This is a genomic window from Pseudomonas putida S13.1.2 (genome assembly GCF_000498395.2).
In the GTDB taxonomy this organism is placed as follows: domain Bacteria; phylum Pseudomonadota; class Gammaproteobacteria; order Pseudomonadales; family Pseudomonadaceae; genus Aquipseudomonas; species Aquipseudomonas putida_Q.
This window is the reverse complement of record NZ_CP010979.1, coordinates 241,486-267,051: the sequence shown is the minus strand read 5'-3', so window position 1 is coordinate 267,051 and position 25,566 is coordinate 241,486. Positions and strand designations below refer to the sequence as shown.

At 62.9% G+C, this 25,566-nt stretch carries 27 protein-coding genes; 21 read left to right on the top strand and 6 right to left on the bottom strand.

Features of this window, described 5'->3' with window-relative positions:
* Positions 1–15: 15 nt before the first annotated feature.
* On the bottom strand, positions 16–816 hold the full coding sequence (locus N805_RS01230) for a substrate-binding periplasmic protein (RefSeq protein ID WP_028613385.1): 801 nt from the start codon (positions 814–816) through the stop codon (positions 16–18).
* A gap of 171 nt (positions 817–987) precedes the next feature.
* Here N805_RS01230 and N805_RS01225 point away from each other — a divergent pair, with 171 nt between their 5' ends.
* Together N805_RS01225 and N805_RS01220 are read left to right on the top strand one after the other, a co-directional pair.
* Complete coding sequence (locus tag N805_RS01225) at positions 988–1,539, top strand: exonuclease domain-containing protein (RefSeq protein WP_028613386.1); 552 nt, start codon at positions 988–990, stop codon at positions 1,537–1,539.
* A gap of 73 nt (positions 1,540–1,612) precedes the next feature.
* The gene (locus N805_RS01220) at positions 1,613–1,897 is read left to right on the top strand and encodes a pyrimidine/purine nucleoside phosphorylase (RefSeq protein ID WP_016498651.1); all 285 of its coding nucleotides are present in this window, start codon (positions 1,613–1,615) and stop codon (positions 1,895–1,897) included.
* A 114-nt stretch (positions 1,898–2,011) separates the two neighbouring features.
* Here the strand turns inward: N805_RS01220 and N805_RS01215 are convergent, their stop codons facing one another.
* Complete coding sequence (locus N805_RS01215) at positions 2,012–2,704, bottom strand: alpha/beta family hydrolase (protein WP_019473982.1); 693 nt, start codon at positions 2,702–2,704, stop codon at positions 2,012–2,014.
* Between the two features lie 50 nt (positions 2,705–2,754).
* Between N805_RS01215 and ccoN (N805_RS01210) the strand changes: the two genes are divergently transcribed.
* From ccoN (N805_RS01210) to N805_RS01130, 17 genes are all read left to right on the top strand, one after another.
* Positions 2,755–4,179 (top strand): cytochrome-c oxidase, cbb3-type subunit I, encoded by a 1,425-nt coding sequence (gene ccoN, locus N805_RS01210; protein ID WP_016498649.1) that lies wholly within the window; start codon positions 2,755–2,757, stop codon positions 4,177–4,179.
* Between the two features lie 13 nt (positions 4,180–4,192).
* Positions 4,193–4,801, top strand: coding sequence for a cytochrome-c oxidase, cbb3-type subunit II (gene ccoO, locus N805_RS01205; protein ID WP_016498648.1), 609 nt, complete (start codon positions 4,193–4,195; stop codon positions 4,799–4,801).
* Positions 4,802–4,806: 5 nt separating this feature from the next.
* The gene (locus N805_RS01200) at positions 4,807–5,010 is read left to right on the top strand and encodes a cbb3-type cytochrome oxidase subunit 3 (protein ID WP_028613387.1); all 204 of its coding nucleotides are present in this window, start codon (positions 4,807–4,809) and stop codon (positions 5,008–5,010) included.
* Positions 5,007–5,948, top strand: a complete 942-nt coding sequence (gene ccoP, locus N805_RS01195) for a cytochrome-c oxidase, cbb3-type subunit III (RefSeq protein ID WP_028613388.1) — start codon at positions 5,007–5,009, stop codon at positions 5,946–5,948. The genes N805_RS01200 and ccoP (N805_RS01195) overlap by 4 nt, the downstream gene beginning before the upstream one ends.
* Before the next feature lie 452 nt (positions 5,949–6,400).
* On the top strand, positions 6,401–7,843 hold the full coding sequence (gene ccoN / locus N805_RS01190; RefSeq protein ID WP_019473374.1) for a cytochrome-c oxidase, cbb3-type subunit I: 1,443 nt from the start codon (positions 6,401–6,403) through the stop codon (positions 7,841–7,843).
* Positions 7,843–8,451, top strand: a complete 609-nt coding sequence (ccoO, locus tag N805_RS01185) for a cytochrome-c oxidase, cbb3-type subunit II (protein ID WP_019473375.1) — start codon at positions 7,843–7,845, stop codon at positions 8,449–8,451. Before ccoN (N805_RS01190) ends, ccoO (N805_RS01185) begins: the two co-directional genes overlap by 1 nt.
* A gap of 5 nt (positions 8,452–8,456) precedes the next feature.
* Positions 8,457–8,648, top strand: coding sequence for a CcoQ/FixQ family Cbb3-type cytochrome c oxidase assembly chaperone (locus N805_RS01180; protein WP_024718181.1), 192 nt, complete (start codon positions 8,457–8,459; stop codon positions 8,646–8,648).
* On the top strand, positions 8,645–9,625 hold the full coding sequence (gene ccoP / locus N805_RS01175) for a cytochrome-c oxidase, cbb3-type subunit III (protein ID WP_019473376.1): 981 nt from the start codon (positions 8,645–8,647) through the stop codon (positions 9,623–9,625). The genes N805_RS01180 and ccoP (N805_RS01175) overlap by 4 nt, the downstream gene beginning before the upstream one ends.
* Before the next feature lie 319 nt (positions 9,626–9,944).
* The gene (ccoG, locus tag N805_RS01170; protein WP_026034659.1) at positions 9,945–11,360 is read left to right on the top strand and encodes a cytochrome c oxidase accessory protein CcoG; all 1,416 of its coding nucleotides are present in this window, start codon (positions 9,945–9,947) and stop codon (positions 11,358–11,360) included.
* A gap of 15 nt (positions 11,361–11,375) precedes the next feature.
* The gene (locus tag N805_RS01165; protein WP_019473378.1) at positions 11,376–11,903 is read left to right on the top strand and encodes a FixH family protein; all 528 of its coding nucleotides are present in this window, start codon (positions 11,376–11,378) and stop codon (positions 11,901–11,903) included.
* 148 nt (positions 11,904–12,051) lie between these two features.
* Complete coding sequence (locus tag N805_RS01160; protein WP_019473379.1) at positions 12,052–14,526, top strand: heavy metal translocating P-type ATPase; 2,475 nt, start codon at positions 12,052–12,054, stop codon at positions 14,524–14,526.
* On the top strand, positions 14,505–14,720 hold the full coding sequence (gene ccoS / locus N805_RS01155; RefSeq protein WP_019473380.1) for a cbb3-type cytochrome oxidase assembly protein CcoS: 216 nt from the start codon (positions 14,505–14,507) through the stop codon (positions 14,718–14,720). Before N805_RS01160 ends, ccoS begins: the two co-directional genes overlap by 22 nt.
* Entirely contained in the window at positions 14,713–15,396 is a 684-nt protein-coding gene (locus N805_RS01150) for a sulfite exporter TauE/SafE family protein (RefSeq protein WP_019473381.1), read from the top strand. The genes ccoS and N805_RS01150 overlap by 8 nt, the downstream gene beginning before the upstream one ends.
* 104 nt (positions 15,397–15,500) lie before the next feature.
* Positions 15,501–16,883: an oxygen-independent coproporphyrinogen III oxidase gene (gene hemN, locus N805_RS01145; protein WP_019473382.1), complete on the top strand. Its 1,383-nt coding sequence runs from the start codon at positions 15,501–15,503 to the stop codon at positions 16,881–16,883.
* 186 nt (positions 16,884–17,069) lie between these two features.
* On the top strand, positions 17,070–17,804 hold the full coding sequence (fnrA, locus tag N805_RS01140; RefSeq protein WP_012273416.1) for a Crp/Fnr family transcriptional regulator FnrA: 735 nt from the start codon (positions 17,070–17,072) through the stop codon (positions 17,802–17,804).
* Between the two features lie 55 nt (positions 17,805–17,859).
* Positions 17,860–18,408 carry an adenine phosphoribosyltransferase gene (locus N805_RS01135; RefSeq protein ID WP_019473383.1) on the top strand — a complete coding sequence of 183 codons (549 nt, stop codon included), beginning with the start codon at positions 17,860–17,862 and terminating at the stop codon, positions 18,406–18,408.
* 197 nt (positions 18,409–18,605) lie between these two features.
* On the top strand, positions 18,606–19,661 hold the full coding sequence (locus N805_RS01130; protein ID WP_080956849.1) for an IS110 family transposase: 1,056 nt from the start codon (positions 18,606–18,608) through the stop codon (positions 19,659–19,661).
* A gap of 307 nt (positions 19,662–19,968) precedes the next feature.
* Here the strand turns inward: N805_RS01130 and recR are convergent, their stop codons facing one another.
* From recR to dnaX, 3 genes are all read right to left on the bottom strand, one after another.
* Positions 19,969–20,571: a recombination mediator RecR gene (recR, locus tag N805_RS01125; protein WP_016498636.1), complete on the bottom strand. Its 603-nt coding sequence runs from the start codon at positions 20,569–20,571 to the stop codon at positions 19,969–19,971.
* Positions 20,572–20,930: 359 nt separating this feature from the next.
* Positions 20,931–21,266: a YbaB/EbfC family nucleoid-associated protein gene (locus N805_RS01120; RefSeq protein WP_016488349.1), complete on the bottom strand. Its 336-nt coding sequence runs from the start codon at positions 21,264–21,266 to the stop codon at positions 20,931–20,933.
* A 64-nt stretch (positions 21,267–21,330) separates the two neighbouring features.
* Positions 21,331–23,406: a DNA polymerase III subunit gamma/tau gene (dnaX, locus tag N805_RS01115; RefSeq protein WP_028613390.1), complete on the bottom strand. Its 2,076-nt coding sequence runs from the start codon at positions 23,404–23,406 to the stop codon at positions 21,331–21,333.
* A 124-nt stretch (positions 23,407–23,530) separates the two neighbouring features.
* Here dnaX and N805_RS01110 point away from each other — a divergent pair, with 124 nt between their 5' ends.
* Positions 23,531–24,298, top strand: a complete 768-nt coding sequence (locus N805_RS01110; RefSeq protein ID WP_019472862.1) for a substrate-binding periplasmic protein — start codon at positions 23,531–23,533, stop codon at positions 24,296–24,298.
* Positions 24,299–24,598: 300 nt separating this feature from the next.
* Complete coding sequence (locus tag N805_RS01105) at positions 24,599–24,793, top strand: hypothetical protein (RefSeq protein ID WP_019472861.1); 195 nt, start codon at positions 24,599–24,601, stop codon at positions 24,791–24,793.
* Positions 24,794–25,020: 227 nt separating this feature from the next.
* On the opposite strand, the gene N805_RS01095 is transcribed toward N805_RS01105, so the two are convergent.
* Complete coding sequence (locus N805_RS01095) at positions 25,021–25,509, bottom strand: DUF2938 domain-containing protein (protein WP_019472859.1); 489 nt, start codon at positions 25,507–25,509, stop codon at positions 25,021–25,023.
* Positions 25,510–25,566 lie beyond the last annotated feature (57 nt).

Below are 25,566 nucleotides of genomic sequence, written 5' to 3'. Positions count from 1 at the left end.
GCGCAGCGTATGAATTTAGTCTTGGGGGGCCGCGACCGTGATGCGGTAGGGCTCGAAGATCCGTGCCAGTTCACCGCTGTCACGCAGGCTGCGCAGCAGGCCGGCGAACGACTGCTCGCCGATAGGCGCCCCCGGGCGCAGCAGGGCGTAGTGGTGATAGACCTGATCGATGCGTTGCGAAGGCACCAGCTGCGCCCTGCTGGCCGGGTTGCGCGCCAGGAAATCGCTGAGGTAGGAGCGCGTGACCAGGGCGATATCGGCGCGGCCAGCCTGCACCATCAGCAGGTTGCTGTCGTGGGAGTAGGTCAGGGTCGCGTTATAGGTTGTGCGCAGGTAGTCCGGGTCGGAATTGAAGCGGGCGAACGCGTAGTGATATCCGTTGAACAATGCCAAACGTTTGCCACGCAGGTCATCGAAGTAATGCGGATCGCTGCCATTGGCCTGGCGTGCAACGAACACTTCGGCATCCTCCAGGCCCATGTCCACGGTCTGGTGGGCAATCTGCTCCCAGCCCCATTGCGGGTTCTCGAAAATCGCCATGTCGGTACGGCCTTGCTGGAAGTCACCAAAACGCCGCTGGATGGAAGTGGGCACCAGGACAAAGTGGTAACCCTGCTGCAAGCGGTTGAGCGCGTCGACCAGTTGCGGCAGCAGGCCGCTGTCGGCCCCCTGTTCAGGGCGCACCGTGTAGGGCGGGAAATGCGCCGCGCCAATCTTCACCTCGACGGCGTCGGCAGCCCATGCCGGCACCGCCAGCCAGTGCACGGCCAGCAACATCAGGGTGGACAAGGCCTTGAGGCCGGGCGCTGGAGTCAAGACGGACGCTCATCACGGTTCATGCCTGGGTTCGCTTAAGCTAGGCGTTTTCCGGAAGCGGCACAACTGCTGGCGCGCGCTCTTTGTGACAAAGCAGGCGGCAATATGCCAGGGGGTGCCGGATGCGCGGAGTTTGGCTACGCTCTAGCAGGATCTGCAAGGGAGCCTGGTATGGGCCATTGGTTGGTGATCGACCTGGAAGCCACCACCGACGAGGGTGGGTGGCCGGTCACAGAGATGGAAGTCATTGAAATCGGCGCTAGCCTGGTTACCCGCGAAGGCCGCGAGGTCGACCACTTTCAGTGTTTCGTGCGGCCACGGCGGCGGCCACAGCTGACCCCGTTTTGCCGCGAACTCACCCACATAAGCCAGGCCGATGTGGACAGCGCTGCGCCGTTTCGCGAAGTGTGGGCAAGCTTCGAGCGCTGGCTCGGGCCCCACCGTGAGCAGCTTCAGGCCTGGGTCAGCTGGGGCGACTACGACCGCCAGCAACTGCACCAGGAATGGCAGTTGCAGGGGCTGGACAGCCTGCTAAGGACGTTGCCGCACATCAACCTCAAGCAACGCTTTGCCAAAGCCCGCCACCTGCAGCGCCCCACCGGCCTGAACGGTGCCCTGCACCTGGCCGGCATGCACTTTTGCGGGCAGCAGCACCGGGCCCTTGAAGATGCACGCAACACGGCGCGGCTATTGCCGCTGACCCTGCCCGCCAACAACCCCTGAAAGCAGATGACGAGGCCTGTGGCCTTGGGCATACTGGCCAGCCCTTTTTCATCCCCCTCTTCAGGAGTCGCCCATGTTCCAGGTCAACGAGTACTTCAACGGCACCGTCAAGTCGATCGCATTCGCGGGCGAAGAAGGCCCGGCCACTGTCGGCGTCATGGCCCCGGGCGAATACGAGTTCGGCACTGCCAAGCGCGAGATCATGCACGTGGTATCGGGCGCGCTGACCGTGAAACTGCCAGGTAGCGACAACTGGGAAACCTTCAATGCCGGCGACAAGTTCAACGTTGCCGCCAACAGCAAGTTCCAGCTGCAAGTGAAGGTGGACACCGCTTACCTGTGCGAGTACCGCGACTAAGCGTCAGCCTGTGCCGGCCTCTTCGCGGGCATGCCCGCTCCCACAGGGTTCTGCGCCGATCTTTAAAAGGATGCGGCCCTTGTGGGAGCGGGCAAGGCCGCGAAGAATCCAGCACTAATCCTTCAGGAAATCAGCAACGCGTTCCGCCGCCGTGTGCATATGCTGCTCATGGCTGAACCCCGAGGCCTTCAACGGCTTCAGGTCATGGTCCCCCGCCACTAGCCAGCTCACTTCGATCGCCGGCGACAACGCATACCCCGCCACCGCCTCGCGGTTACCCAGCGCATCCCGTTCGCCCTGCACGATCAATGTCGGTGTTTTCAGCCCGGCCAGGTGCTCCACCCGTGGCTTCTCGGGTTTACCCACCGCGTAGAACGGATACCCCAGGCACACCAGCGCATCCGCGCCCAATTCGTCGGCCAGCAGGCTTGCCATGCGCCCGCCCATGGACTTGCCCCCCACGGCCAACTTGCCCGCGACCAAAGGTCGCACCTGCCGGTACACCTCGCGCCAGCATTCCAGCAGCACTTTCTGCGGGTTCGGCGGCCGTTTCCCGCCGGTAACCCTGCGCTCGGCCATGTACGGGAACTCGAAGCGCACCACCGCTACCCCAAGCGCCGCAAGCCTTTGCGCCATTTGGTCCATGAACCCGCTGTCCATCGGCGCACCTGCGCCGTGGGCCAGGATCAGGCAGCCCTTGTAGCCGTCCTTGCCCTGAGCCTGTGGAGGATCGCAGCGCAAGCCTGGGACATTTCCGACCTTCGCCCATTGATCCCCGTCAATACCGGCACTTTGCCCATTAATCATGCTTGCCTCGCTGTAAAGCCTGCCAAATAACCGTGGATGGGAACCCATACATGAACACAACCAGCAGTACCGCCTATAACTACAAGGTGGTCCGCCAATTCGCCATCATGACGGTGGTGTGGGGAATCGTCGGGATGGGGCTCGGCGTCTTCATCGCCGCCCAGCTTGCCTGGCCTTCCCTCAACTTCGACCTCCCCTGGACCAGCTTCGGCCGCCTGCGCCCCCTGCATACCAATGCGGTGATCTTCGCTTTCGGCGGCTGCGCGCTGTTTGCCACCTCCTATTATTCGGTGCAACGCACCTGCCAGACCACCCTGTTTGCACCGCGCCTGGCCGCGTTCACGTTTTGGGGCTGGCAACTGGTGATCCTGCTGGCGGCCATCAGCCTGCCACTGGGCTACACCAGCTCCAAGGAATACGCCGAACTGGAATGGCCGATCGACATCCTGATCACCATCGTCTGGGTGGGCTATGCCATCGTGTTCTTTGGCACGCTGATGAAGCGCAACACCAAGCACATCTACGTGGGTAACTGGTTCTTCGGTGCCTTCATCCTCACCGTGGCGCTTCTGCACATCGTCAACAACCTGGAGCTGCCGGTCAGCCTGACCAAGTCGTACTCGGTGTACGCCGGCGCCACCGATGCCATGGTGCAGTGGTGGTACGGCCACAACGCGGTAGGCTTCTTCCTGACTGCGGGCTTCCTGGGGATGATGTACTACTACGTGCCCAAGCAGGCCGAGCGCCCGGTGTATTCCTATCGCCTGTCGATCGTGCACTTCTGGGCGCTGATCACCCTGTACATCTGGGCCGGCCCCCACCACCTGCACTACACCGCCCTGCCCGACTGGGCGCAGTCGCTGGGCATGGTGATGTCGCTGATCCTGCTGGCACCGAGCTGGGGCGGCATGATCAACGGCATGATGACCCTGTCGGGCGCCTGGCACAAACTGCGCAGCGACCCGATCCTGCGCTTTTTGGTGGTATCGCTGGCGTTCTACGGCATGTCCACCTTCGAAGGCCCGATGATGGCCATCAAGACGGTCAACGCCTTGTCCCACTACACCGACTGGACCATCGGCCACGTGCATGCCGGCGCCCTCGGCTGGGTGGCAATGATCTCGATTGGCGCGCTGTACCACACCATCCCGAAAGTGTTCGGCAAGGAACGCATGTACAGCCTTGGCCTGATCAACGCGCACTTCTGGCTGGCCACCATCGGCACCGTGCTGTACATCGCCTCGATGTGGGTCAACGGCATCGCCCAGGGCCTGATGTGGCGCGCAGTCAACAGCGACGGCACGCTCACCTATTCGTTCGTGGAAACCCTGGTGGCCAGCCACCCAGGCTTTGTCGTGCGCTTCGTCGGCGGCGCGATCTTCCTCAGCGGCATGTTCCTGATGGCCTGGAACACCTGGCGCACCGTGCGTTCGCCAGCGCTTGACGTCGCCCCTGCGAACGCCCAGTTGGCTTGAGGAGAAACGCCTGATGAAACATGAAGTCATCGAGAAAAACGTCGGCCTGATGGCCCTGCTGATGGTGTTCGCCGTCAGTATCGGCGGCCTGACCCAGATCGTCCCGCTGTTCTTCCAGGACGTCACCAACAAGCCGGTGGAAGGCATGAAGCCCTACACCGCGCTGCAACTGGAAGGCCGCGATATCTACATCCGCGAAGGCTGCGTGGGCTGCCACTCGCAGATGATCCGCCCGTTCCGCGCCGAAACCGAGCGCTACGGCCACTACTCGGTGGCCGGCGAGAGCGTGTGGGACCACCCGTTCCTGTGGGGCTCCAAGCGTACCGGGCCGGACCTGGCCCGCGTGGGTGGCCGCTACTCGGACGACTGGCACCGCGCGCACTTGTACAACCCACGCAACGTGGTGCCGGAGTCGAAGATGCCGTCGTACCCGTGGCTGGTCGCCCAGCAGGTCGACAACAGCCACACCGACGTCAAGATGCGCACCTTGCGCACCCTGGGCGTGCCGTATTCCGACGACGACATTGCCGGCGCCCGCGACGCGGTCAAGGGCAAGACCGAGATGGATGCACTGGTCGCCTACCTGCAGGTGCTTGGCACCGCGATCAAGAACAAGAGGTGAGTGCGATGGAAATGGACATCGGCATGATCCGCGGCCTGGGCACCCTGGTGGTGATGATCGCCTTCATTGGCCTCTCCCTGTGGGTTTTCAACCGCCGCCGCGACCGTGATTTCGCCGAAGCGCGCCTGCTGCCCTTCGTCGACGACCGCCTGCCCCCTGCCGGGCAGGAACCTGCTGCCACGACTGCTGCAAGGAGTAACGGGCAATGACCACCTTCTGGAGTACGTACATCAGCGTACTGACCATCGGTAGCCTGATCGGCCTGACCTGGCTGCTGCTCGCCACCCGCAAGGGCGAGAGCAAAAACACCACCGACCAGACCATGGGCCACAGCTTCGACGGCATCGAGGAGTACGACAACCCGCTGCCCAAGTGGTGGTTCTGGCTGTTCGTCGGCACCCTGGTGTTCTCGGTCGGCTACCTCATCCTCTACCCGGGCCTGGGCAACTGGAAAGGCATTCTGCCGGGCTATGAGAACGGCTGGACCGGCGTCAACGAATGGCAAAAGGAGATGGACAAAGCTGACGCCAGGTTCGGCCCGATCTTTGCCAAGTACGCCGCCATGCCCGTGGAAGAAGTCGCCAAGGACCCGCAGGCGCTGAAGATGGGCAGCCGCCTGTTTGCCTCCAACTGCTCGGTGTGCCACGGCTCGGACGCCAAGGGTGCCTTCGGCTTCCCCAACCTCACCGACAAGGATTGGCGCTGGGGCGGCGAAGCAGAAACCATCAAGGCTTCGATCATGAATGGCCGCCATGGTGTGATGCCGGCCTGGGCCGAGGTGATCGGTGATCAGGGCGTGGCCGATGTGGCCGCATTCGTGCTGACCAACCTGGACGGCCGCAGCCTGCCTGAAGGGAACAAGGCCGACGTGGTCAAGGGCAAAGAGATCTTCGCGGCCAACTGTGTGGCTTGCCACGGGCCTGAAGGCAAGGGTACCCCTGCCATGGGCGCACCCGACCTGACCCACCCGCAGGCGTTCATCTACGGCTCGAGCTTTGCCCAGCTGCAGCAGACCATTCGTTATGGTCGCCAAGGGCAGATGCCGGCGCAGGCCGATATCCAGGGCAATGACAAGGTGCACCTGCTGGCGGCTTATGTGTATAGCCTGTCGCAGGATAGTGCTGCTGAAACGGTGACCTCCAAGTAGTACCCCGGGGCCGCTTTGCGGCCCATCGCGACACAAGGCCGCTCCTACCAGGGACCGCATTCGTTCTGTAGGAGCGGCCTTGTGTCGCGAAAGGGCTGCAGAGCAGCCCCAGCTCTCTCCCGCCGTACTCCCTCCCTTGCACCCCCTCCGAACACAACTAAGCTTGTTGCCTCAGTGGGCTTCGCTCCGAAAGGACTGAAGCAGACGCGGCGCATAGCCTGTCGCCGCCCCAAAAAAAAGCTTGACCGATCGATCAGAAAAAGGTGAAAAACGGTACACATTACAAATATTTATTTGTGTACAATCGTCCAGACCCGATCGCTGCGGGACATCAGTGAACGGGCCCGGACACGGGTCGGCGTACCAAAGTTGCGTTGCAGCAGCCTTGCTGGTTATCAATACTGGCGCCGATTTTTCGACCAACAAGAACATTAAAACCGTGGAACCTTAGAATGAGCACAGCAATCAGTCCGACTGCTTATAACTATAAGGTCGTCCGCCAGTTCGCCATCATGACGGTGGTCTGGGGGATCCTTGGCATGGGCCTCGGCGTCTTCATCGCCTCGCAGCTGGTATGGCCGCAACTGAACCTGGACCTGCCCTGGACCAGCTTCGGCCGCCTGCGCCCGCTGCACACCAACCTGGTGATCTTCGCCTTCGGGGGCTGTGCGCTGTTCGGCACCAGCTACTACGTGGTGCAGCGCACCTGCCAGACCCGGCTGATCTCCGACAGCATGGCCGCCTTCACCTTCTGGGGTTGGCAGGCGGTGATCGTCGGCGCGCTGATCACCCTGCCGATGGGCTACACCACCACCAAGGAATACGCCGAGCTCGAATGGCCGCTGGCGATCCTGCTGGCCATCGTCTGGGTGACCTACGGGCTGGTGTTCTTCGGCACCATCGTCAAGCGCAAGACCAAGCACATCTATGTCGGCAACTGGTTCTACGGCGCCTTCATCGTGGTCACCGCGATGCTGCACATCGTCAACCACATCTCGCTGCCGGTCAGCCTGTTCAAGTCGTACTCGGCCTATGCCGGTGCCACCGACGCGATGATCCAGTGGTGGTACGGCCACAACGCCGTGGGCTTCTTCCTCACCACCGGCTTTTTGGGGATGATGTACTACTTCGTGCCCAAGCAGGCCGAGCGACCGATCTACTCGTATCGCCTGTCCATCGTGCACTTCTGGGCGCTGATCACCCTGTACATCTGGGCCGGCCCGCACCACCTGCACTACACCGCCCTGCCCGACTGGGCGCAGTCGCTGGGCATGGTGATGTCGATCATCCTGCTGGCGCCAAGCTGGGGCGGCATGATCAACGGCATGATGACCCTGTCCGGTGCCTGGCACAAACTGCGCACCGACCCGATCCTGCGCTTTTTGGTCGTTTCGCTGGCGTTCTACGGCATGTCCACCTTCGAAGGCCCGATGATGGCCATCAAGACCGTGAACTCCCTGTCGCACTACACCGACTGGACCATCGGCCACGTCCACGCCGGCGCCCTCGGCTGGGTGGCAATGATCTCGATCGGCGCCGTGTACCACATGATCCCGAAACTCTACGGACGCGAGCAGATGCACAGCATCGGCCTGATCAACGCGCACTTCTGGCTGGCCACCATCGGCACCGTGCTGTACATCGCCTCGATGTGGGTCAACGGCATCACCCAAGGCCTGATGTGGCGCGCCATCAACGATGACGGCACCCTCACCTACTCCTTCGTCGAAGCCCTGCAGGCCAGCCACCCTGGCTATATCGTCCGCGCCCTGGGCGGTGCGTTCTTCGCCAGCGGCATGCTGCTGATGGCCTATAACGTGTTCCGTACCGTACGTGCCGCCAACCCGGTACAGGCTGAAGAAGCCGCCAAGATCGTCGTTGTGGGAGCGCACTGATGAAGCATGAAGCCGTCGAGAAGAACATAGGCCTGCTGGCCTTCTTCATGGTCATCGCCGTCAGCGTCGGTGGTTTGACCCAGATCGTCCCGCTGTTTTTCCAGGACGTCACCAACAAGCCTGTCGAAGGCATGAAGCCGCGCACCGCCTTGGAGGTGGAAGGCCGCGATATCTACATCCGCGAAGGCTGCGTAGGCTGCCATTCGCAGATGATTCGCCCGTTCCGCGCCGAAACCGAGCGCTACGGCCACTACTCGGTAGCTGGCGAGAGCGTGTGGGACCACCCGTTCCTGTGGGGCTCCAAGCGTACCGGGCCGGACCTGGCCCGCGTTGGCGGCCGCTACTCCGATGACTGGCACCGTGCGCACCTGTACAACCCGCGCAACGTGGTACCGGAGTCGAAGATGCCGTCCTACCCGTGGCTGGTCGAGAACAAGCTCGATGGCAAGGACACCGCGAAGAAGCTGGAAGTGCTGCGCACACTCGGTACCCCGTACACCGATGCCGACATCGCCGGCGCGGCTGACGCGGTCAAGGGCAAGACCGAAATGGACGCCATCGTCGCGTACCTGCAGGGTCTTGGCACCATCATCAAGAGCAAACGGTGACGCTGATGGATATCGGGATGATTCGCGGCCTGGGCACCGTCGTGGTGATGGTGGCCTTCGTGGGCCTGGCGCTGTGGGTGTTCAACCCACGGCGTAAAAAGGACTTCGACGAAGCGACCCAACTGCCCTTCGCGGATGACCCCGAGGCCACCCGGCACGTCGAGCAAGCAAAAGCTTCTGGGAGCAAAAAACAATGACAACCTTCTGGAGTCTGTACGTTACCGTCCTGACCCTGGGCACCATCTTCTCGTTGACCTGGCTGTTGCTGTCGACCCGCAAGGGCCAGCGCGAAGAGGTCACCGACGAAACCGTCGGGCATGCCTTCGATGGCATCGAGGAATATGACAACCCGCTGCCCAAATGGTGGTTCTGGCTGTTCGTCGGCACTATCATCTTCGCCCTCGGCTACCTGGTGCTGTACCCGGGCCTGGGCAACTGGAAAGGCATCCTGCCGGGCTACTCGTACCTGGACAACGACAAGCAGACCGAGTTTTCCAACGGCCAGCCGGGCTGGACCGGCGTGCACGAGTGGGAAAAGGAAATGGCCAAGGCCGACGCCCGCTTCGGGCCGATCTTCGCCAAGTTCGCCGCCATGCCCATCGAAGAGGTGGCCAACGACCCGCAAGCCCTGAAAATGGGCGCACGGCTGTTCGCTTCCAACTGCTCGGTATGCCACGGTTCCGACGCCAAGGGCGCTTTCGGCTTCCCCAACCTGACCGACAACGACTGGCGCTGGGGCGGCGAGCCGGAAACCATCAAGACCACCATCATGGGCGGCCGCCACGGCGTGATGCCGGCCTGGGCCGAAGTGATCGGTGATCAGGGCGTGGCCGACGTGGCTGCATTCGTGGTCAGCAAGCTCGATGGCCGCACCCTGCCTGAGGGCGCGAAGGCCGACGCCGAGAACGGCCAGAAGATCTTCGCCGCCAACTGTGTGGCCTGTCACGGGCCGGAAGGCAAAGGTACGCCCGCCATGGGTGCACCGAACCTGACCCACCCACAGGCGTTCATCTACGGTTCGAGCTTTGCCCAGCTGCAGCAGACCATTCGTTATGGTCGCCAAGGCCAGATGCCCGCCCAGGAACAGTTGCAGGGTAATGACAAAGTGCACTTGCTGGCGGCTTATGTTTACAGCCTGTCGCAACGGGACCAGGCGCAGGCCAAGGCTGAGTAAGCAGGCCTGGCCTCTTCGCGGGCTTGCCCGCTCCCACAGGTCGTCACCATTCTTGAGTTCGGTGTAGTTCCTGTGGGAGCGGGCAAGCCCGCGAAGAGGCCGGTACAGCCAGTGCATTTCTGGCAGGCTGATGACCTGGATCAATTGACACCCGCCATAACACGATTCACACCACGAACCCAACGCGACTAAAGGTCGCAGTGCGGCCCCATACCGCCATCAGCGGCGTATCATGGACCGCAGAGCGCTAGCAGATTGCGCGAGACTGCGGCCGGCACGCACTGGCCGCGGCGTTTCTCCACTGCCGTGGGACTTGATGATGAGCAAGCAAATTCCGGTACATGATGTGACCCCGCCTGCCAGCAAAGGGAAGGATTCCGTCGACCTCTACGCCTCCCGGGAAAAAATCTACACCCGCGCCTTCACCGGCTTGTTCCGCCGCCTGCGCATGGTCGGCGGTGCAGTGCTGTTTCTGCTGTACTTCGGCACCGTGTGGCTGAACTGGGGCGGCCACCAGGCCGTGTGGTGGAACCTGCCCGAGCGCAAGTTCTACATCTTCGGCGCCACCATCTGGCCGCAGGACTTCATCCTGCTGTCGGGCATCCTGATCGTCGCCGCCTTCGGCCTGTTTTTCGTCACCGTGTACGCTGGCCGCGTATGGTGCGGCTACACCTGCCCGCAAAGCGTGTGGACGTGGATTTTCATGTGGTGCGAAAAGGTCACCGAGGGCGACCGCAACCAGCGCATGAAGCTCGACAAAGCCCCCATGAGCGGCAACAAGTTCCTGCGCAAGTTTGCCAAGCACAGCCTGTGGCTGCTGATCGGCTTTGTCACCGGCATGACCTTTGTCGGCTATTTCTCGCCCATCCGCGAGCTGGTCATCGAATTCTTCACCGGTCAGGCCGATGGTTGGGCCTACTTCTGGGTCGGCTTCTTCACCCTAGCCACCTACGGCAACGCCGGCTGGCTGCGCGAACAGGTGTGCGTGTACATGTGCCCCTATGCGCGCTTCCAGAGCGTGATGTTCGACAAGGATACACTGATCGTGTCCTACGACCCGCGCCGTGGCGAAACCCGCGGGCCACGTAAAAAAGACACCGACTACAAGGCCCAGGGCCTGGGTGACTGCATCGATTGCACCATGTGCGTGCAGGTCTGCCCTACCGGCATCGACATCCGTGACGGCCTGCAGATCGAGTGCATCGGTTGCGCCGCCTGCATCGACGCCTGCGACAGCATCATGGACAAGATGAACTACCCAAGAGGGCTGATCAGCTACACCACCGAGCACAACCTGTCCGGGCAGAAAACCCACATGCTGCGCCCGCGCCTGATCGGCTACGCCGCGGTGCTGCTGGTGATGATGGTCGGCCTGGCAACTGCCTTCGCCACCCGTTCGCTGGTTGGCTTCGACGTCAGCAAGGACCGCGTGCTGTACCGCGAGAACGCCCAGGGCCGGATCGAAAACGTGTACAGCCTGAAAGTGATGAACAAGGACCAGCGCGACCACGTCTACGTACTGGACGCTGCCGGCCTGCCGGACCTCAAGCTTGAAGGCCAGCGCGAGATCCGCGTGGCTGCCGGTGATATCGTCAGCCTGCCGGTGCAGCTGTCGGTCGCCCCCGAGAAACTGCCATCGACCACCAACGAAATCACCTTCACCCTCAAGAGCGCCGACGACAGCGACGCCCAGGTTGAAGCCAAGAGCCGCTTCATCGGCCCACAGATCCGCTAAGAGAGATAACCCACAATGCCTGCCGCCACCGCCGCCAGCCCTTGGTACAAGCACCTCTGGCCCTGGATCATCATCGGCATCCTCACCACCTCGGTGTGCCTGAGCCTGACCATGGTCAGCATCGCCGTGCGCAACCCGGACAACCTGGTGAACGACAACTACTACGAGGCCGGCAAAGGCATCAACCGCTCGCTGGACCGCGAACTGCTGGCGCAGCAACTGAGCCTGAAGGCCACCGTGCACCTGGACGAGCTGACTGGCGAAGTGGACCTGCGCCTTACCGGCAGCAGCGGCCCGCAAAACCTGGAGCTGAACCTGATTTCGCCCACCCAGCCAGAGAAGGACCGCAAGGTGCTGCTGAGCCGGGTCGACGCGGGGCGCTATGTGGGGCAGCTGGAGGACAAGGTCGACGGGCGCCGCTTTGTCGAGCTGCTGGGCAGTGAAGGTGGCCAGGTGTGGCGCTTGTTCGAAGAGGAAAAAGTGGAGCATGGTGTGACCTTGCAGCTGGGTGACGAAGCCCTGCAAGGTGCCGAGCACCAATAAACGCACCACCACCGCCCCTTGTGGGAGCGGGTTTACCCGCGAATGCGTCAGCCCTGAAAACATCAATGCCTGATCTGACGCATTCGCGGGTGAACCCGCTCCCACAGCTACAGCGCCCAGCCAGCGATTTGTGTAAGGCAATGATGTGATGACCCAGCCCACCCCCTGCTACCACTGCGCCCTGCCCGTCCCCGCCGGCAGCCGCTTCACCGCCGTGGTGCTCGGCCAGCCCCGGCAGTTCTGCTGCCCCGGCTGCCAGGCGGTGGCCGAGTCGATCGTCGCCGGTGGCCTGGAGCACTACTACCAGCACCGCAGTGACAACAGCGCCAACCCCGAGGCCCTGCCCAGGCAGTTGCAAGACGAACTGGCCCTGTACGACCGCAGCGACGTGCAGCAAACCTTCGTCCGTCACCAGGGCGAGCTGGCCGAAACCACCTTGCTGGTCGAAGGCATCAGCTGCGCCGCCTGCGGCTGGCTGATCGAAAAGCACCTGCGCAACCTGCCCGGCGTCGCCGAGGCGCGCCTTAACCTGTCCAACCACCGCCTGCTGCTGAGCTGGGACGACATGCAACTGCCGCTGTCACGCCTGCTCGCCGAGTTGCGCCAGATCGGTTACGCCGCCCACCCCTACCAGCCCGACAAAGCCGCCGAGCAACTGGCCCAAGAGAACCGTAGCGCCCTGCGCCGCCTGGGCGTGGCCGGGCTGCTGTGGTTCCAGGCAATGATGGCGACCATGGCCACCTGGCCGGAATTCAACATCGACCTGTCACCTGAACTGCACACCATCCTGCGCTGGGTGGCCCTGTTCCTGACCATCCCCATCGTGTTCTACAGCTGCGCGCCGTTCTTCAAGGGCGCAGCACGCGACCTGCGCACCCGCCACCTGACCATGGACGTTTCGGTGTCGCTGGCCATCGCCCTGGCCTTCGGCGCCGGCATCTGGACCGCGATCACCGGCAGCGGTGAGCTGTATTTCGACACCGTGGGCATGTTCGCCCTGTTCCTGCTCACCGGCCGCTACCTGGAGCGCCGTGCCCGCGAACGCACGGCTGCGGCCACCGCGCAGCTGGTCAACCTGCTGCCGGCCTCATGCCTGCGCCTGGACGCCTTTGGCTGCAGCGAGCGCATCCTGCTCAGCGAACTGCACTGCGGCGACACGGTGCAGGTGCTGCCCGGCGCGGTGATCCCCGCCGACGGGCGCATCGTCGAAGGCCGCTCCAGCATCGACGAGTCGCTGCTGACCGGCGAATACCTGCCGCAACCGCGCCGCGTGGGCGAGCGCGTCACCGGCGGTACGCTGAATGTCGAAAGCACCTTGCACGTGGAAGTCGAAGCCCTCGGCCACGATTCGCGGCTCTCGGCCATCGTCCGCCTGCTGGAGCGCGCCCAGACCGAAAAACCACGCCTGGCCGAAATCGCCGACCGGGCCTCGCAGTGGTTTTTGCTGTTCTCGCTGGTGGCTGCCGTGGCCATCGGCCTGTGGTGGTGGTACCTGGACCCTGCACGGGCGTTCTGGATCGTGCTGGCCATGCTGGTGGCCACCTGCCCTTGCGCACTGTCGCTGGCCACGCCAACGGCGCTGACTGCCGCCACCGGCACCCTGCACAAGCTGGGCCTGCTGATAACCCGCGGTCATGTCCTCGAAGGCCTTAACCAGATCGACACGGTAATCTTCGACAAGACCGGCACACTGACCGAAGGCCGCCTGACTTTGCGCAGCATTCGCCCGCTCGGCAGCCTGCCCGCTGACCGCTGCCTGGCCCTGGCCGCCGCCCTGGAAAACCGCTCCGAACACCCGATCGCCCGCGCCTTCGGCCGCACCGCCATACCCGCCGAAGACGTGCAGACCGTGCCAGGCCTGGGCCTGGAAGGGCAGGTAGACGGCCAGCGCCTGCGTATCGGCCAGGCCACTTTCGTCTGCGCCCTGAGCGGTGCGCAAATACCCGGCGTGCCGGAACCACGCGGCCAGTGGCTGCTACTGGGTGACCGCCAGGGGCCGCTGGCCTGGTTTGGCCTGGACGACCGACTGCGCGACGACGCACCGGCGCTGCTCGCTGCCTGCAAGGCCCGAGGCTGGCGCACGCTGCTGCTGTCGGGCGACAGCTCGCCGATGGTCGCCGAGGTGGCCGCGCAACTGGGCATCGACCAGGCCATTGGCGGCCTGCGCCCGGACGACAAGCTGGACCGGTTGAAGGCGCTACAGGCAGCCGGGCGCAAGGTGCTGATGCTCGGCGACGGGGTCAACGACGTGCCTGTGCTGGCCGCTGCCGACATCAGCATCGCCATGGGCAGCGCCACCGACCTTGCCAAGACCAGCGCCGACGCCGTGCTGCTGTCCAACCGCCTGCAAGCCTTGGTGCAGGCCTTTGACCTGGCCCGCCGCACCCGCCGCAACATCCTCGAGAACCTGCTGTGGGCCACCCTGTATAATGGCCTGATGTTGCCGTTTGCCGCGCTCGGCTGGATCACCCCGGTGTGGGCGGCCATCGGCATGTCGGTCAGTTCGCTGATCGTGGTGCTCAATGCCCTGCGCCTTACCCGCATGCCGTTGCCATCGAGCCTGCCGAAAACCGAAGTACCCCTGCCCGGGAGGAAGTCCCCATGCCCGCCCTCTATGTCATGATCCCCGCAGCCCTGCTGCTGGTCGGGGTGGCCGTGTACATCTTCTTCTGGGCAGTGGACAGCGGCCAGTACGACGACCTCGAAGGCCCTGCCCACAGCATCCTGTTCGACGACCAGGACCCGCGCCACCAGGCCGCGGTAAAGCCTGACGACACCCCGCCGGACGCCGACAAGGAACCACCACCCCGTGCCTGACCTGCTTCCCCTGCTGGGCTCGGCACTGGTCCTGGGCCTGCTTGGCGGCGGCCACTGTCTGGGCATGTGCGGCGGCCTGATGGGCGCGCTGACCCTGGCCATCCCGCCAGAACAACGTGGCCGGCGCTTGCGCCTGCTGCTGGCGTACAACCTTGGGCGCATTCTCAGTTATGCCAGCGCCGGCCTGTTGCTCGGCCTGGCCGGCTGGGCCGTGGCCAGCAGCCCGGCAGCATTGGCGCTGCGGGTGGTGGCTGCGCTGCTGTTGATCGCCATGGGGCTGTACCTGGCCGGCTGGTGGAGCGGCCTGACTCGTATCGAAGCCCTGGGGCGTGGGCTGTGGCGGCATATCCAGCCGGTGGCGTCGCGCTTGTTGCCGGTGTCCAGCCTGCCCCGGGCGTTGCTGCTGGGCGCCCTGTGGGGGTGGCTGCCGTGCGGGTTGGTGTACAGCACCCTGCTGTGGGCAGCCAGCCAGGGCAACGCCGGGTACAGCGCGGCGTTGATGCTCGCGTTCGGGCTTGGGACCTGGCCAGTATTGCTGGCCACCGGGCTGGCGGCCGAACGGGTAAACGCCTTGTTGCGGCGACGCAGCGTGCGGGTGGCGGGCGGTGTGCTGGTGATGCTATTCGGTATCTGGACCCTGCCGGGTCCACACCAGCACTGGCTGATGGGGCATTGAAGGGGCTGCTTTGCAGCCCCAATGCCCTTGATACAAATCAACACTGATTTCTACAGACAACCATAGACTCCGGAACACTGCTGCTCTTTCCGGGGACCGCCCTCATGCTCGACGACCTTCGTTGGGATACCGACCTGATCCGCCGCTACGATCTGGCCGGGCCACGCTACACCTCCTACCCGACCGCCGTGCAACTGCACAGCGAGGTGGGCTCGTTCGACCTGCTCCACGCCCTGCGCGAGAGCCGTCGAGCCGTGCGGCCACTGTCGCTGTACGTGCACGTGCCGTTCTGCGCCAACATCTGCTACTACTGCGCCTGCAACAAGGTCATCACCAAGGACCGCGCGCGCGCCGCACCCTACCTGCAGCGCCTGGAGCAGGAAATCCAGCTGATCGCCTGCCACCTGGGGCCCAAGCAGCGTGTTGAGCAGCTGCATTTTGGCGGCGGCACGCCAACGTTCCTCAGCCATGTGGAACTGCGCCAGCTGATGGCCACCCTGCGTCAGCACTTTCACCTGCTGGACGACGATTCCGGCGACTACGGCATCGAGATCGACCCCCGCGAGGCTGACTGGTCGACCATGGGCCTGCTCCGCGAGCTGGGTTTCAACCGCGTCAGCCTGGGCGTACAGGACCTCGACCCGGCCGTGCAGCGTGCGGTCAACCGCCTGCAGAGCCTTGAGCAGACCCGCACACTGATCGAAGCTGCGCGCACCCTGCAGTTCCGTTCGGTCAACCTTGACCTGATCTACGGCCTGCCCAAGCAAACCCCGGAAGGCTTTGCGCGCACCGTCGAAGAAGTGATCCGCCTGCAGCCCGACCGCCTGTCGGTGTTCAACTACGCCCACCTGCCCGAGCGCTTCATGCCCCAGCGGCGCATCGACAACAACGACCTGCCCAGCCCGGCCGCCAAGCTCGAGATGCTGCACGCCACCATCGACCAGCTGACCGCCGCCGGCTACCGCTACATCGGCATGGACCATTTTGCCCTGCCGGATGACGAACTGGCCGTCGCCCAGGAAGAAGGCACCTTGCAGCGCAACTTCCAGGGCTACACCACCCACGGGCACTGCGACCTGATCGGCCTGGGGGTGTCGGCCATCAGCCAGATCGGTGACCTGTACTGCCAGAACAGCAGCGACCTCAACACCTACCAGGAGAGCCTGTCCAATGCCCAGCTGGCCACCCAGCGCGGCTTGCTGTGCAACCACGACGACCGCATCCGGCGCGCGGTGATCCAGCAACTGATCTGCCACTTCGAGCTGGACTTCGAACCCATCGAACAGGCCTTCACCATCGATTTTCGCGGTTACTTCAACGACCTCTGGCCCGAGCTGCTGACCTTGCAGCGCGACGGCCTGATCAGCCTGGACGACAAGGGCATCCGCATCCTGCCGGCCGGCCGCCTGCTGGCGCGCTCGGTATGCATGGTGTTCGACGCCTACCTGGCGATGCACAACCGCCAGCGTTTCTCGCGGGTTATCTGAAAACCGAGTCGTTCAACCGCATGGACAAGCCTCCTTGCCAGGCACACTATGGGCACACAAGGACTCCCGGCAGGACGTCTGCCGGGGTTTCGCCAGGGCGCACCATCAACGCGCACGCTGGCCTACACCCTGTGTCGTGGGTTACCCTTACGACTTATGTGTGCTTTCCCACAAGGATCGATTCAAATGTCCGAGCCAGTCAAACTGCGCCCACACAACCAGGCCCATTGCAAGGATTGCAGCCTGGCCCCCCTGTGCCTGCCTCTTTCGCTGAACCTGGAAGACATGGATGCACTGGATGAAATCGTCAAGCGTGGCCGGCCGCTGAAAAAAGGCGAGTTCCTGTTCCGCCAAGGTGACAATTTCGGCTCGGTCTACGCCGTACGTTCCGGTGCCCTGAAAACCTTCAGCCTCAGCGACAGCGGCGAAGAGCAGATCACCGGCTTCCACCTGCCCAGCGAGCTGGTCGGCCTGTCCGGCATGGATACCGAAGCTTACCCGGTGTCGGCCCAGGCCCAGGAAACCACCTCGGTGTGCGAAATCCCCTTCGAGCGGCTTGACGAGCTGTCGGTACAACTGCCGCAGCTACGTCGCCAGCTGATGCGGGTGATGAGCCGGGAAATCCGCGACGACCAGCAAATGATGCTGCTGCTGTCGAAGAAGACTGCCGACGAGCGCATTGCCACCTTCCTGGTCAACCTGTCGGCGCGCTTCCGCGCCCGCGGCTATTCGGCCAACCAGTTCCGCCTGAGCATGTCGCGCAACGAAATCGGCAACTACCTGGGCCTGGCGGTAGAAACCGTGTCGCGAGTGTTCACCCGCTTCCAGCAGAACGGCCTGCTGCGCGCCGAAGGCAAGGAAGTGCACATCCTTGACCCGATCCAGCTGTGCGCGCTGGCCGGTGGTGCAATCGAGGCCTGAGGCCAGCGTTTAGCGGGTATACTTGGGCATTCGTTTTCCCAGGATACCCGCAACAATGCACAGCGACGCCTTCGACCTCAAAGCCCTGATCCGCCCGGTAGTGGACTTCCCCAAACCGGGCGTGATCTTCCGCGACATCACCCCGCTGTTCCAATCGCCGCGCGGGCTGCGCTATGTGGCCGACCAGTTCATCGAGCGCTATGTCGAGGCTGAGTTCAGCCACATTGGTGCCATGGACGCGCGGGGCTTTTTGATTGGTTCGATCATCGCCCACCAGTTGAACAAGCCGCTGATCCTGTTCCGCAAGCAAGGCAAGCTGCCGGCTGACGTGCTGAGCGAGGGTTACCAGACCGAGTACGGCGAAGCCTTCCTTGAAGTGCATGCCGACAGCTTGTGCGAAGGCGATTCGGTGCTGATCTTCGACGACCTGATTGCCACGGGCGGTACGCTGCTGGCGGCGGCCAACCTGGTGCGTCGCACCGGGGCGCAGGTGTTCGAGGCGGCGGCGATCATTGATCTGCCGGAACTGGAGGGGTCGCGCCGGCTTCAGGCCGCGGGTGTGCCAACCTTCTGCCTGACCGAGTTTACCCTCAGCGAATACTAAGTTGGCTTTTGGGGCTGCTTTGCAGCCCATCGCGGCACAAGGCCGCTCCCACAGGAAATTGCATTCCCTTGTAATCGATGGACTCGCCCCCGCCGAGGCATCACAGTGCCACGGTGGCGTTCGAAGAAGCCAACGGCAGCGAGGGCGAGACCATGAAAAAGCATAGTTCGAAGCACGATTCCCTGTCTTCCACCGATGTGGAACTTTGCACAACCATCTGCGTAGACCTGGCCAAACAGGTCTTCCAGTTGGCAGGCGAGGACGCTACTGGTCGGGTGATCTACGAAGATCGCATCAAATCCCGTCAAGCATTCCATGACTTCCTGATCAGGCTGCCAACGACCGTGGCCGTCTTGATGGAGTGCGGTCCAGGTGCACAAGCCTGGGCCAGGCTGCTGCAAACCAAAGGTAATCCGGTTCGCATCCTGCCTGCGCAACGCGTCGCCGAACACCGTAGCGGCGCGAAGAACGACCGTAACGATGCCCATGCCATTCTGCGTGCCGGTCGCGATACCAGCATTGCCTCCGTACCGATCAAGAGCACCACAGCGCTGGCTATTCAAGCACTGCATCGCATCCGGCGCGGCAACATCAAGCGGCATACAGCGCTGGGCAATCAGATACGTGGCCTGCTGCTTGAGCATGGCGTATCCATGCCTCAAGGCGATGCCGCGATCAGTCAGCAGGTACCGCGGGCGCTTGAGGATGCCTCCTTGCCGCTGCCCGACTTGTTGCGCGAGTTGCTTGATGAGCTGCTGACTGACTGGCTGTCTTTAGGTGAACGCATTGCGGCGCTGAGTGGACGGCTCGAAGTGACAGCCCAGCAAGATAAGGTGGCACAGCGGCTGATCACCATTCGTGGCGTTGGCCCAATCATCGCCACGGCGATCGTGGCAAAACAGACCGAACCCAGCCGCTTCGCGAGTGGCCGAATGTATTCCGCCTTCTTCGGTATCGTGCCGGACCAGCACAGTAGCGGAAACAAAATCAGGCTGGGCAGAATGAGCAAGCGAGGTGACGGCTACATACGCAGCCTGATCCAGGGCGCGCATGCTGTCTTGAGTCAGCTAAGACCTGATTCCGATCAGCCAGACGATCGCCGCCTGTTGCGCTGGCTATCCCGCCTTGGACGCAAGGAGGCGGCGATCAGACTGGCTAATCGAAATCTGCGCATTATCTGGGCTCTGTTACAGAGCAATCAGGTCTACCAACGCAAACCGAACAACAACCCGGAGGCTGCTATGAGCCTCTGACCAACCGAGCAATGCCACCGGAGCGCTGAGCGCTCCAACCCCTGCTAGTGAACATTGACCCTAGGTAAGACCGTCGCAGACAGATGCCTCCGCTCCTACAGGCCTAACGTAATGGCCTCAATGTAAACGGCACACTGCGAGCTCACCACGATGTTGGCCAGAAGCGAAAAGCTTCCTCGAATAGGCCTGATACATAGATGCAACCGGGTTCCTATGTTCAAAAGCAGCTAGACAGTGTGGGCGAGTCCATACATAGGAGCGGCCTTGTGTCGCGAAGGGGCCGCAAAGCGGCCCCAGCATTTTTGAATCAGAGCGAAATTGGCCGGCGCCCTGCAAAGGCATGGGCCAAGGTCCCGCCATCCACCATCTCCAGCTCGCCGCCCAGCGGCACACCATGGGCAATCCGCGACGCCATCAACCCCTTCTCGCTCAGCAACTGCGCGATGTAATGCGCCGTCGCCTCCCCTTCCACTGTCGGGTTGGTCGCCAGGATCACCTCGGTAAAAGTGCCCTGCTCCTCGATGCGCGCCATCAGCTGCGGAATGCCAATTGCCTCCGGCCCCAGACCGTCCAGCGGCGACAGGTGCCCCTTGAGCACAAAGTAGCGGCCACGGTAGCCCGTCTGCTCCACCGCATACACATCGGTCGGCCCCTCGACCACGCACAGCTGGGTATCGTCACGGCGCGTGTCGGCGCATTGCGGGCACAGCTCCTGCTCGGTCAGGGTGCGGCACTGGCGGCAATGGCCAACCCCTTCCATGGCCTGGGTCAGGGCCTGGGCCAGGCGCAGGCCGCCGCTGCGGTCACGCTCGAGCAGTTGCAAGGCCATGCGCTGGGCGGTTTTCTGACCGACACCCGGCAGGATGCGCAGGCCGTCGATCAGTTGGCGGATGAGGGGGCTGAAGCTCATGGGAATGGCCTGACAAATCAATAAGAGGCGGTTTATACCCAGCGTGGGCAGTGGCGTCAAATCACATCACCCAAAGCCTGCGCGGCCTGCAGTTAGGTGAGAGCAACTGCCTTGCACAAAACTGGAAAGCTAGCGCGGTCAATGTGGGAGCGGGCATGCCCGCGAAGCAGGCTGCACGGTGGATGGCACGGGCTTCGCCCGTGTTCGCGGGCATGCCCGCTCCCACAGTGATCGTGCAAAATTTCAACGTTTGAGCAAAACAGTTGCTCCCACATAAAAAGCAGACCGCGCCTGGGTTGAAATCTCCGCAAAAAAAACCGCCGCTGACATCAGCGGCGGTTTTCGGTATCGCAATGCCCTTAGAACGGCATCTTGAAGCCCGGTGGCAGTTGCATGCCGGCGGTCATGCCGCCCATCTTTTCCTGGCTGCTCTGCTCGATCTTGCGCACGGCATCGTTCAGGGCGGCGGCGATCAGGTCTTCCAGCACTTCCTTGTCGTCCTCGTCGGTCGACATCAGGCTTTGGTCGATGCTGACGCGCTTGACGTCGTGACGACCGGTCATCACCACGCTCACCAGGCCGCCACCGGACTGGCCGGTGACTTCGGCGTTGGCCAGCTCTTCCTGCATTTTCTGCATCTTTTCCTGCATCTGCTGGGCCTGCTTCATCAGGCCGGCCATGCCACCTTTCATCATGGGGGTATACCTCGATTGGGTCATGTGATGCGGCCCGGCGCAGGGCCAGCCGCATGGTTATCGGTTACTGGCCCTGTTTGGCCAGGGCCTCTACAGGCTCAATAGTATCCTGCCGCACCTTGGCACCGAACAACTTGATCATCTGCTGGATCAACGGATCCTGCTCGATAGAGCTGACCGCGTCCTGCTGGCGCTCTGCACGCTTGCGCGAGGCCGCCTGGGCCGGGGTTTCCTGCTCGGGCAGGATCAGCTCGATGCGCAGGTTCAGCGTGCGCCCCAGGTGCTGGTTGAGCGCTTCGTTCAGGCGCCTTTGCTGGGTCGAGTTGAACAGCGCGCCCTGGCCAGGGTCCAGGTGCAGCAGCCAATCATCGCCATCGGCGGCAATCAGCGTACAGTTTGCCGCGATGTTGCCTGTCATCCCGGACACAGGCAACTGTGGGAATAATTCCAGCCATTGCAGGGCCAGCCCGGTGGCCGGTTTAGCTGCTGGCAGCGGTTCGGCAGCCGGCTTGGACACCTCTTCTTGCACATGTTCGGCCAACTCGTCCAGGTAGCTGAAACCGACCGGGTCGCTTTCACCACCGTAATAGTCTTCGTCCAGCGGCGGCTCATCGTCACGATCCATGCCTACGGCTGCGTAGGCGGAGGGGTCGAAAGGCGGCTCGTCGTGGGTCGCGGTGGCCTGTGGTGCCGGCGCAGGGGCAACAGGCTCGGGCGCTGGTGCGGGCACAGGCGCAGGTTCAGCCGCTACCGGCGCGGGTGCAGCTGCCGGCTCTTCCCACGGCAGGTCGACCACCTGCGCAACAGGCTCGGGTACGGAAATGGCCTCGATCTCGGCCTGCAGCTCAACGTCTGGCTCGGCCTCCGGCTCATGGTCGGCTGTCGCAGGTGCAGGCACTTCCAGCTGTGGGGCGGCCGGCACAGGCTCTGCCGGTACGGCCGCGACAGGCGATGAGGGCTCGGCCGACGCCGAGGCTGCCACCGGCGTTGCAGGATCAGCTGTGGCTTGGCTGATCCCCACTGGCTTTAGCACCGGTTTCGGCGCGTCGTCGGTATCGGCCGGGCGGAACGCCAGCATGCGTAGCAGGACCATCTCGAAACCCCCACGCGGGTCCGGCGCCAATGGCAGGTCTCGGCGGCCGATCAGGCCCATCTGGTAATAGAACTGCACGTCCTCGGCCGGCAATGCCGAAGCCAGCGCCAGTACCCGCTCGCGGTCGCCCTGGCCGTTGTCCACCGCTTCCGGCAGCGCCTGGGCAATGGCAACACGGTGCAGCACGTTAAGCATCTCGGCCAGCACGCCAGCCCAGTCGGGGCCCTGCTCGGCTAGGTTGCGCACGGCCTCCAGCAACGCACGGGCATCGCCTTCGAGCAACGCCTGCAACACGCCATAGACCTGGCCGTGATCCAGGCTGCCAAGCATGGCCCGCACGTCAGCGGCCAGCACCTTGCCTTCGCCAAAGGCGATGGCCTGGTCGGTAAGGCTCATGGCATCACGCATCGAGCCATCGGCTGCACGACCCAGCAGCCACAGGGCATCCGGCTCGAACGGCACGTTTTCGGCAGCCAGTACGTGGCTGAGGTGTTCAACCACCCGCTCCGGGCTCATGTTCTTCAGCGAGAACTGCAGGCAGCGCGACAGGATGGTGGCCGGCAGCTTCTGCGGGTCGGTGGTGGCGAGGATGAACTTGACGTAGGGCGGCGGCTCTTCCAGCGTCTTGAGCAAGGCGTTGAACGAGTGGGTCGAGAGCATGTGCACTTCGTCGATCAGGTAGACCTTGAAGCGCCCACGGCTCGGGGCGTACTGCACGTTGTCCAGCAGTTCGCGGGTGTCCTCGACCTTGGTGCGGCTGGCGGCGTCGATCTCGATCAGGTCGACGAAGCGGCCTTCGTCGATTTCACGGCACACCGAACAGGTGCCGCACGGCGTCGATGTGATGCCGGTCTCGCAGTTCAGGCACTTGGCGATAATACGGGCGATGGTGGTCTTGCCCACGCCCCGGGTACCGGTGAACAGGTAGGCGTGGTGCAGGCGCTGATTGTCCAAGGCATTGATCAAGGCCTTCAGCACATGGGCCTGGCCGACCATTTCGCGGAACGAGCGCGGACGCCATTTACGTGCAAGAACCTGATAACTCATCGAAAAACCATCGTAGCCTGATAGAGCGGAAGATCGCTAATGCTAGCGGAGCGGGGGCAAAATTGCACCCTGCGCGCGTCGTCTACGCTTTGAGACAGGCGCGTTGTTCAGGGAGGATACGCCTTTGCGAAGCTTGCTGGCCCTGCTATTGCTCTGGACCACCCACAGCCTGGCTGAACAGCCGGTACTGCGCTTCTCTGTGGCCGAGAGCTGGGGTATGCCACTGGTGCGCCTCGAAGGCGACCAGCCAGTGGAGGGGTTGCTTTACGACCTGACACAGGCCGTTGCCAAGGAAGTAGGCGCACGTCCCGAGTACCACGTCATGGCCCGCCTGCGCCTGGAGGAGGCCATGAGCAGCGGTGACATCGATGTGCGTTGCTACGTCAGCACCCGGTGGCTCAATGACCGACCAGGGGATTTTGTGTGGAGTATCCCGCTGATTCACCAGCGCGACGTGCTGGTTGGCCGCGTCAGCGATAGCACCCCGATGCCGCCGGAGCAGCTGCCACCCCAGGCTATCGGCACGGTGCTGGGCTACACCTATTCAACCCTGCAACCGCTGCTGGACAAAGGCCAACTGCACCGCGAGGACAGCCGCAGCCAGTTGCTGGTGCTGCAAAAGCTGCAGGCCGGGCGGTATCGGCATGCGGTGAGCAACCAGCTGTCGTTGCAGTGGTTTAACCAAGGCTTGCCAGCCGGGCAGCAATTGCAGGCACTCGCGGTGCTGGAAGAACAGGATTTGGGGTGCATGGTGCGCAACGATCCGGCGATACCGACACAAGCGCTGTTGCGGGCGCTGGTAAGAATGAAGCAGTCGGGGGAGATCGAGCGGATTGTGCAACGGTATGGGGGAGCGGGCGACCCGGACAATATGTCTGTGGCCCGGCCCTAACCCGGTGCACTTGATGGAAGGCAAACCCTCACGAAGCTTGCGCGCCCCTGTGGGAGCGGGTTACTCGATATCCCTGCTATCCCGACTTACTTCAAGACCAAATCATTGGCTTCGGCGCTCAAACGCCAATGCCACCGCATCCGCCTGCCCCCAGGCAATCTGAATGGCCCGCAACCATGACGATCTTGAGGGCAATTGGACTACAACACCAATGGAAGACGGCGGTTTCGCCCCCAAACAAAACCGCACACAATGAAGCACGCCCCATGGCACATTCGCCCCATCAGAATAGACAGGCCGATGCTTCAGGATGATCGTAAACACCTCGAACTTGAAAAGTTACAAATTGGAAACAGCAAGCTTGTCGCCGAGACTCACAAACTCGTGGCAGAAACGCGTAAGCTCAAGCGAGAGACGTTTTGGTACCCGCTATTGGTTGGAGCGACGGTGGTGACAGCCGTCGCGGGCATCATGGCTTTGACCAGCAAACTTTGAGTCTTCATCAACCCAGGTGTAAGGAGTCCCAAATGCCCCGCCCTGCCCAAAACCCCTCTGAGCAGTTACACAGCGAAGCGGAGATGCTTGCTGAGGAGATACGCAAGCTCAGAGAATCCTCCCCGTGGGAGGCTTTAATCCCGCTTAGCATAGGTGCGGGGTTTGCCTTGGTACTACTGATAGCAGGTATGCTGATTGTGCGCTCGCTCTGACCGAACTCACTGCCCTTACACCGAAGCCAGCAACCCCGCACTCAAAAATAACCCCACGCCAAACACAAAGTGCGTAACCAGGCTCTTCAGGCAGTTACGCGCAGGTGTCGGCGTTCTGGACGCAAAGAACCCCGCCCCCATCGCCGGCTGCATGAAGCACAGCGGTGCCACGACTGTCCCCACACCCACAAGTACTGCTGGCAAAAGAGCAGGTGACCGCAACCAGCTCTCCCCTGCGATCACAACCAGCAGCAACGCGAAAAGCACGCCAGTGGCGTAATGAATCACCCATCCCCACGCCAACTCATTTCGCACCGGTTCCGCCTTGGCAATCGCTTGATGCCGTACGCGCCCGTTGAGCAAATGCCCCACCCAACGCCCAACCATGGCAAAGTTCAGCGTTGCCACACCCAACCGCCTCAGCAGCAACCCCCACAGGTCCATCACTACCGTGGCACCGATGCCAATCGGCAAAGCAGCTAGAAACATCGCAGTAAACGTCATTGAACAAGCCCTCGAAGGTTGACGGTCAATACCCATGCCGCGCAGCATAGAAGTTGA